At 66.4% G+C, this 6,985-nt stretch carries 9 protein-coding genes; 7 read left to right on the top strand and 2 right to left on the bottom strand.

What is annotated here, in order from left to right; genetic code table 11:
• The first annotated feature begins 214 nt into the window (after positions 1 to 214).
• The 5 genes from H0W65_RS11735 (at position 215) to H0W65_RS11715 (ending at position 4,371) form a co-directional block, all read left to right on the top strand.
• Positions 215 to 670 (top strand): MaoC family dehydratase, encoded by a 456-nt coding sequence (locus H0W65_RS11735; RefSeq protein ID WP_294007784.1) that lies wholly within the window; start codon positions 215 to 217, stop codon positions 668 to 670.
• A gap of 11 nt (positions 671 to 681) precedes the next feature.
• Positions 682 to 1,863: an acetyl-CoA C-acyltransferase gene (locus tag H0W65_RS11730; RefSeq protein WP_294007783.1), complete on the top strand. Its 1,182-nt coding sequence runs from the start codon at positions 682 to 684 to the stop codon at positions 1,861 to 1,863.
• Positions 1,864 to 2,052: 189 nt separating this feature from the next.
• Positions 2,053 to 2,661: a DUF4126 domain-containing protein gene (locus H0W65_RS11725; protein WP_294007781.1), complete on the top strand. Its 609-nt coding sequence runs from the start codon at positions 2,053 to 2,055 to the stop codon at positions 2,659 to 2,661.
• Positions 2,662 to 2,725: 64 nt separating this feature from the next.
• Positions 2,726 to 2,986: a hypothetical protein gene (locus H0W65_RS11720; protein WP_294007779.1), complete on the top strand. Its 261-nt coding sequence runs from the start codon at positions 2,726 to 2,728 to the stop codon at positions 2,984 to 2,986.
• A complete protein-coding gene (locus H0W65_RS11715) occupies positions 2,983 to 4,371 on the top strand; it encodes an MFS transporter (protein ID WP_294007777.1) in 1,389 nt (462 codons plus the stop codon). Before H0W65_RS11720 ends, H0W65_RS11715 begins: the two co-directional genes overlap by 4 nt.
• 8 nt (positions 4,372 to 4,379) lie before the next feature.
• On the opposite strand, the gene H0W65_RS11710 is transcribed toward H0W65_RS11715, so the two are convergent.
• The gene (locus tag H0W65_RS11710) at positions 4,380 to 5,051 is read right to left on the bottom strand and encodes a winged helix-turn-helix domain-containing protein (RefSeq protein ID WP_294007775.1); all 672 of its coding nucleotides are present in this window, start codon (positions 5,049 to 5,051) and stop codon (positions 4,380 to 4,382) included.
• Positions 5,052 to 5,102: 51 nt separating this feature from the next.
• Between H0W65_RS11710 and H0W65_RS11705 the strand changes: the two genes are divergently transcribed.
• Both H0W65_RS11705 and H0W65_RS11700 read left to right on the top strand, forming a co-directional pair.
• Positions 5,103 to 5,405, top strand: a complete 303-nt coding sequence (locus H0W65_RS11705) for an NIPSNAP family protein (RefSeq protein WP_294007773.1) — start codon at positions 5,103 to 5,105, stop codon at positions 5,403 to 5,405.
• A complete protein-coding gene (locus tag H0W65_RS11700; RefSeq protein WP_294007772.1) occupies positions 5,402 to 5,761 on the top strand; it encodes an antibiotic biosynthesis monooxygenase in 360 nt (119 codons plus the stop codon). Before H0W65_RS11705 ends, H0W65_RS11700 begins: the two co-directional genes overlap by 4 nt.
• A gap of 8 nt (positions 5,762 to 5,769) precedes the next feature.
• On the opposite strand, the gene H0W65_RS11695 is transcribed toward H0W65_RS11700, so the two are convergent.
• A partial coding sequence (locus tag H0W65_RS11695) for a polyhydroxyalkanoate depolymerase (RefSeq protein WP_294007770.1) occupies positions 5,770 to 6,985 on the bottom strand: 1,216 nt, incomplete at its 5' end.

Genomic DNA, 6,985 nt, shown 5'->3' with positions numbered 1-6,985 from the left:
GAGATCATCATCGCCATCGCCCGCCTGTTCGCGCGGGAACAGATCGACTTCGCCTACCCCACCCAAACCACCTTCACCGCGGCCCCCGACGGTACGCTTGTGATGCCGTGGGCGGCGCCCAATCCACCGGCATCCGCCAAGGAGCGCAAGCTGCCGTAGCGTCGCTTGTCCGGGGCTTGCCAGCGCTCTTCGAGCGAGCCTAGACCGGGCGCCGATGCCCATCGCCACCCTCGACGACATCCGTACCCGCATCGGCGCCGAAATCGGCGTGTCCGACTGGATTGAAGTGACTCAGGAGCGCATCGACGCCTTCGCCGACGCGACCGAGGACCGGCAGTTCATCCACGTCGACCCCGCCGCCGCCGCGCAGACCCCTTTTGGCGGCACCATCGCCCATGGCTTCCTCTCGCTGTCGCTGTTGAGCCGAATGGCCGCCGACGTGATGCAAATGCCCAACACCACCAAGATGGCGGTCAACTACGGCCTCGACCGCGTGCGCTTCATCGCCCCACTCCGCGCCGGCAAGCGCGTTCGCGGCCGCTTCACGCTGACCGCCGCCGAGGACAAGGCACCCGGCCAATTGCTCCTCCACCATGATATCACGGTCGAGATAGAGGGCGAACCCAAGCCGGCCCTCACCGCTCAATGGCTCGGCCTCATTTTTACCTAGGGAGAATTTCCATGTCCGCTCGCGATGCCGTCATCGTCTCCACCGCCCGCACCGCCATCGGCCGCGCCTATAAGGGAGCGTTCAACGCCACCCCCTCGCCGACCCTCGCCGCGCACGCCATCCGCGCCGCGGTCGAACGCTCGAAGATCGATCCGGCCGAGGTCGACGACTGTATCATCGGCGCCGCGCTGCAGCAGGGGGTGCAGGCGACGATTGGCCGCACCGCCGCGCTCCGCGCCGGGCTGCCGGTGACCGTCGCCGGCATGTCGATCGACCGCCAGTGCGCGTCGGGGCTGATGGCCATCGCCACCGCCGCCAAGCAAGTCATCGTCGATCGCATGGATATCTGCGTCGCTGGCGGGGTCGAAAGCATCTCGATGGTTCAAACGGCCGAGATGCGCCTCGGCCCGGACATGGAACTGCTGGCGATGCACAAAAATGTTTATATGCCGATGATCGACACCGCCGAAAACGTCGCCAAGCGCTACGGCATCGACCGAGACGCGTGCGACCAATATGCGCTCCAATCGCAACACCGGACCGTCGCTGCCCAGGCGGAAGGGCGCCTCGCCGCCGAAATCGTCGCCTGCTCGGCAAAGATGGGCGTTAAGGACAAGGAGACCGGCGCGGTCTCGATGCGCGACATCACCATCGACAAGGACGAAGGCAATCGCCCCGACACGACGATCGAGGGTCTCGCCTCGCTCCAGCCGGTGCGCGGCGAAGGTGCGATCGTCACCGCGGGCAATGCCAGCCAGCTCTCGGACGGCGCCTCGGCTTGCGTCGTGATGGACGCCGAACTCGCATCCAAACGCGGGCTCGAGCCGCTCGGCCGTTATGTCGGCATGGCCGTGGCCGGCACCGAGCCCGACGAGATGGGCATCGGCCCGGTGTTCGCGGTGCCCAAGCTGCTCCAGCGCTTCGGTCTAAAAACGGACGACATCGGCCTGTGGGAATTGAACGAGGCGTTCGCGGTCCAGTTGCTCTACTGCCGCGACAAGCTCGGCATCCCCGACGAGCTGCTCAACGTCGACGGCGGCGCCATTTCGATCGGCCACCCCTACGGCATGAGCGGGGCGCGCCTCACCGGCCACGCGCTGATCGAAGGCAAGCGCAGGGGCGCCCGCTACGTCGTCGTCACCATGTGCGTCGGCGGCGGCATGGGCGCGGCGGGATTGTTCGAGGTCCTATGAGGCCGCCGAGCGGAGCGGAGTGATGGCGCAAGCAATCGTGAGGCAGCGCCAAGAGCCGGCGAATGGCGGGCGGCCTGCGCCGGACAGCGACAACAGGACCAACGGCACGGATTTACTCCGCGTCGTCCTGTCCAAGGCTGACGGAGGTGTTCTCTTGCGCTATAATCCAATCCGCGCCACCTTTCCCGCATGACCCCCGTCGAACTCGTCGCCCTCGCCGCCTCGACCAGCCTCCTCGCGGGCTGGCGGCTTTACCTGGTCACCTTGGTCACCGGCCTCGCCATGAAATTCGGATGGATCGCGCTGCCAGAGCAGCTCCACGGCCTCGACATTCTCGCCAACAATTGGCTGCTGGCGGTTGCCGCGGTCGGGACGTTCGCCGAATTCTTCGCCGACAAGATCGCCTGGGTCGACAGCGCATGGGACGCGGTTCACTCGTTCATCCGGCCATTGGGCGGCGCGCTGCTCAGTCTGGCCATCGTCGATAGCGGTGACACCGGCTGGCAGGTTGCTAGCTTCCTTCTGGGCGGCGGCGCGGCGTTCGTCGCCCATGCCGGCAAGGCGGGCGCGCGGACGCTGGTCAACGCCAGTCCCGAGCCGTTCAGCAACGTCATCGTCTCGACCGCCGAGGATATCGCCACTGGCGGCTTGCTCGCACTGGCCATCGCCAATCCCATCGCCGCCGCACTGATCGCCGCCTGCCTGGTGGTTCTTTCGCTATGGCTGGTGGTAGCCGCGCGGCGCATGTTGAGGGGCCTCATCGAGCGATTGAACCCGCCGCCCAAGGCCACGCGATGAACCGGCGAACCGGATGAACCTTATCCGCCCGGCACGGGTTTGAGCCGACAAGGAGATTTTCGCCATGCCGCAAGCCGCAACTCCACTCGTCGAACGGATCGCCCGGGTCCTCGCCGGCTATGATCGCAGCGCCAATGCCGATGGATCTGATTCTCACGCCGCGCGCGACGTCGATTCCGCCTGGCGCGATTATCAGGGCCACGCGCTGGCCATCCTGCGAGAACTGCGCGAGCCGGATCCGGTCATGGCCGCTGCCGGCGATCCCGGCATATGGAGCGCGATGGTTCACGCCGCGCTCGATTCGGCGGAGAACCGCGCCAAGTGAACGCTCGCGCCCGCGAACGTCCGCGCGCCGATCCGCGTTGGACGCTCGCCGCCTGCATCCTCGCCTCCAGCCTGTCGTTCGTCGAAGGTTCGGTGCTCAACGTTGCCCTGCCCGCGATCCGCGCCAGCTACGGCGCCGGCGCCGCCGAAGTGCAGTGGGTGGTCAACGCCTACCTCCTGCCCCTGTCCGCCCTCCTCCTGCTCGGCGGTGCGCTGGGCGATCACTACGGCCGCCGCCTATTGCTGGTGTTCGGCACCGCCCTGTTCGCGCTCGCCAGCCTGGTCTGCGCGCTTGCGCCGAGCCTCGACCTGCTGCTCGCCGCTCGCGCCGCGCAGGGGGTCGGCGCCGCGCTGCTCTTGCCCAACAGCCTCGCGCTGCTCAACGCCGCCTTCCAGGGAGAGAAACGCGGGCGCGCGGTCGGTATCTGGGCGGCGGCGGGCGCCGCGTCGGCGGCGGTCGCGCCGCTGATCGGGGGCTGGCTGGTCGACCATATCGGATGGCCGTCGATCTTCTATATCAACCTGCCCTTGGCTGCTGGCGCGATCCTGCTCGCGATCCGCTTCGTCTCGGAGAGCCAGGACAAGGGCGCCGCGCGAACCGACTATCCCGGCGCGCTGCTTGCCACCGCCGGCCTCGGCGGCGCGACCTATGGCCTTACCCGCTGGTCATCCTCGTCCAGCCTCGACATGATCGCCCTCGGCTCGATGACCGCCGGGATCGCTATGCTCGCGGCCTTTCTTTGGGTCGAAAAGCACCGTGGCGACAAAGCGATGATGCCATTCGGCATGTTCGCCGACCGCTGCTTCTCGGGCCTCAACCTCCTGTCCTTCCTGCTCTACGGCGCGTTTGGCGCGGCGATGTTGCTGGTCCCCTATGTGCTGATTTCCGCCGCGGGATATTCGCCGGTCGAGGCGGGCATGGCGTTGCTTCCACTGCCGACCCTGCTCACTCTCGCCTCGCCGAAGATGGGTAGTCTCGCCGCCCGCCTCGGCCCGCGTTGGTTCCTGGTCGCCGGTCCGTTGGTGGTCGCCGGCGGTATGCTGCTCGGCCAGCGGATCAGCAGCGACGCGAGCTACTGGACGACGGTGTTCCCGGCGATCACGGTGATGGCGGCGGGCATGTCAATCGCGGTCGCGCCATTGACCTCGTCGGTCTTGGGCTCGGTCGACGAAAAGCACACCGGCACCGCCTCGGGTTTCAGCAGCGCGGTCGCGCGATTGGGCGGTTTGATCGCCACCGCCTTGCTCGGCGTCGTCCTGTCGAAGGAAGGCGCGGCGCTAATCCCCGGGTTCCACCTCGCGCTGACCGGCTCGGCCATCGCCGCCGTGCTGGCAAGCGCCGCCGCCACCCTGCTGGTCGGCGAGGTCAAGATGAAACAGGCTTGAGCCGCCGTTTAGCCGAAATGCTCGGCGAAGCGCCGCTCGCCGGTTGGTGACAAATGGATCACGCGCCCTCCGCGCCGCGCCGCCCAGCCGCGCTCGATCATCAGGCCCAGCAGTGCCGCCCCAAGCGCGCCGCCAAGGTGCGTGCTGCGCTCGCTCCAGTCGAGGCACGCCAGGCACATCGGCCGCCGCCCGCCCTCAAGGCTGGCGATTGCCACCCCCATTGCGCCTAGTGCGGCCCGGCCTTCGGCGGTCAGCCCGGGTCGGTCGCCGCCGCTCAGCAAGCCGCGCCGACCGAGGCCGCGGAACAGCTCCACCCCTTTCGCACCGGCGAGATGGTCGTAGCAAATTCGCGATTCGCGCATCGCCGCGTCGCGCGGCCCGACCCGCACCGGCTTGGGCGAGGCTCGTTCCGAAAGACCCATCAAAGCCTCGATGACATCGGCTACCTGATACCCGGCGAGCGCGAAATAGCAGTGCCGACCTTGCCGCCTCCGTTCGATCAAGCCGCCTTGCTCAAGCTTGGAGAGATGCTCGCTGGCGGTCGACGGGCCGACTCCCGCCACCGACGCCAGCTCGCTGGCGGTCAACGCGCGGCCGTCCATCAGCGACGATATGATGTTGGCCCGCGCCGGATCGCCGATCAGCGAGGCGAGTTGAGCGATGCGGGGGCCGTCGAACATAGTTCGGCCTAAACCGAACTATGGCCCGCATCAACCGACTATTGTCGCCCCATGATCACTTGCGTCATCCGCTACGACATCGACCCCGCCCAGCCCGAGCAGTTCGCCGAATATGCTCGATTCTGGAACGACGCGATCCCGCGCTGCGGCGCCGACCTAATCGGTTATTTCGGCCCGCACGAAGGATCGGCCACCACCGCTTACGCGCTTTACAACATCGCTGATCTCGCCGCGTATGAAACCTACCGGGCACGTCTTCGCGAGGATCCCGTCGGCCGCGAGGCATTCGCTTTCGCCCGCGCCAACCGCTTTATCCGGCGCGAGGATCGCATTTTCCTGAAGGCCATTCGGTGATCGCAGTGCTGTTCGAGGTGATCCCAGTCGACGGCCAGGCGCCACGTTATTTGGAGCTCGCCGCCGAATTGGCCCCTCCGCTCAAGCAAGCCGATGGTTTCATTTCGATCGAGCGGTTCCGGAGCCTCACCGACCCCGACAAAATGCTGTCGTTGTCGTTCTGGCGCGACGAGGAGGCGGTTGCCGCGTGGCGCAACCAGCCGGCCCACCGCGCGACCCAGGCCGAAGGCCGGGCCGAGACCTTTCGCGATTATCGTTTGCGCGTCGCCGAGGTGATCCGCGATTATGGCCTAGATTATGGCCTAGGGGAGCGCAAACAAGCCCCGGTCGATAGCCGCGTGCGGCACGGGAAATAGCTTTCCGGCTACCCGTTGGCCGTAATGAACTTCTCGACCACCGGCGCGATCGTCTCGCGCCATTTGCGACCGTTGAAGATGCCGTAGTGGCCGACATCCTTGGCCATCAGATATTGTTTTTTGGACGCCGGCAGCTTGCTGGCAAGGTCGAGCGCCGCGCGGGTCTGGCCGAGGCCCGAAATATCGTCGCGCTCGCCTTCGATCGCCAGCAGCGCGGTGTCCTTGATCGCGGCCGGATCGACCCTCTTGCCGCGATGCATATATTCGCCCTTGGGCAGCAAATGCCGCTGGAACACCGCATCGACCGTCTGCAGGTAGAATTCCGCGGTCATGTCGCACACCGACAGATATTCGTCGTAGAAATCGCGGGTCGCGTCGGCACCTTCCTCGTCTCCGACCACCAGATGCTTGAACATCTCCCAATGGCTGACGAGGTGGTTGCCAAGGTTCATCGTCATGAAACCGGCGAGCTGGAGGAAGCCCGGATAAACCTTTCGCCCCGCCCCGGCATAGACCATCGGCACGGTCGCGATCGCGTTTTGCTGAAACCAGCTGTGCGACCGCTGGGTCGCCAGCGTGTTGACCGCGGTCGGCGCCTGGCGGGTGTCGATCGGCCCGCCCATCATCGTCAGCGTCTTGGGTCGGGCCACATGTTTGTCGGCGTTCATGACCGCGGTCGCGGCATAGGCCGGGACCGCTGGCTGGCATACCGCCAGCACGTGCGGCCGCTTGCCGGTCGTTTCCTTCACCGCCGCACAAAATTCGATCAGGTAATCGACATAATCGTCGAGGTCGAAACGCCCTTCGTCGAGGCCGACTTGCCTGGCGTCACGCCAATCGGTGACGAACACGTCGTGCCTCGGCAGCATCCGTTCGACCGTGCCGCGGAGCAAGGTCGCATAGTGACCCGACATCGGCGCGACGATCAACAGCGGCTCCTGCCCGGTCACGCCGACCTTCCTGAATCGCTTCAATTGCCCGAACGCCTTGCGCAGCACGATATCCTCGTCGACCGCGTGTTTTTGCTTGCCGACCTGTGTTTCAATGATCCCGAACTCGGGCTTGCCGCGGGGAGCCGAGGCATGGGCGAATACGCCTAACCCCGCCGCCACCAGTGGCCCCATCGACGAATAGCCGAACGGATTGGACGGGTTGTTGAGCCATCCGGCGCCAAGACCCGCCAAGCGGCTCGCGCCGGACAGCAGCGAGCGTTGCACCTCATAG

The sequence above is a fragment of the Sphingomonas sp. genome (assembly GCF_013816785.1).
Classification (GTDB): domain Bacteria; phylum Pseudomonadota; class Alphaproteobacteria; order Sphingomonadales; family Sphingomonadaceae; genus Sphingomicrobium.
This window is presented reverse-complemented; position numbering and strand designations above follow the sequence as displayed.

Bases quoted from the DNA above. Each gene is read 5' to 3' on its own strand.
- H0W65_RS11710 (WP_294007775.1), bottom strand. From the start codon at position 5,051: ATGTTCGACGGCCCCCGCATCGCTCAACTCGCCTCGCTGATCGGCGAT.
- H0W65_RS11720 (WP_294007779.1), top strand. From the start codon at position 2,726: ATGCCGCAAGCCGCAACTCCACTCGTCGAACGGATCGCCCGGGTCCTC.
- H0W65_RS11735 (WP_294007784.1), top strand. From the start codon at position 215: ATGCCCATCGCCACCCTCGACGACATCCGTACCCGCATCGGCGCCGAA.
- H0W65_RS11705 (WP_294007773.1), top strand. From the start codon at position 5,103: ATGATCACTTGCGTCATCCGCTACGACATCGACCCCGCCCAGCCCGAG.
- H0W65_RS11730 (WP_294007783.1), top strand. From the start codon at position 682: ATGTCCGCTCGCGATGCCGTCATCGTCTCCACCGCCCGCACCGCCATC.
- H0W65_RS11725 (WP_294007781.1), top strand. From the start codon at position 2,053: ATGACCCCCGTCGAACTCGTCGCCCTCGCCGCCTCGACCAGCCTCCTC.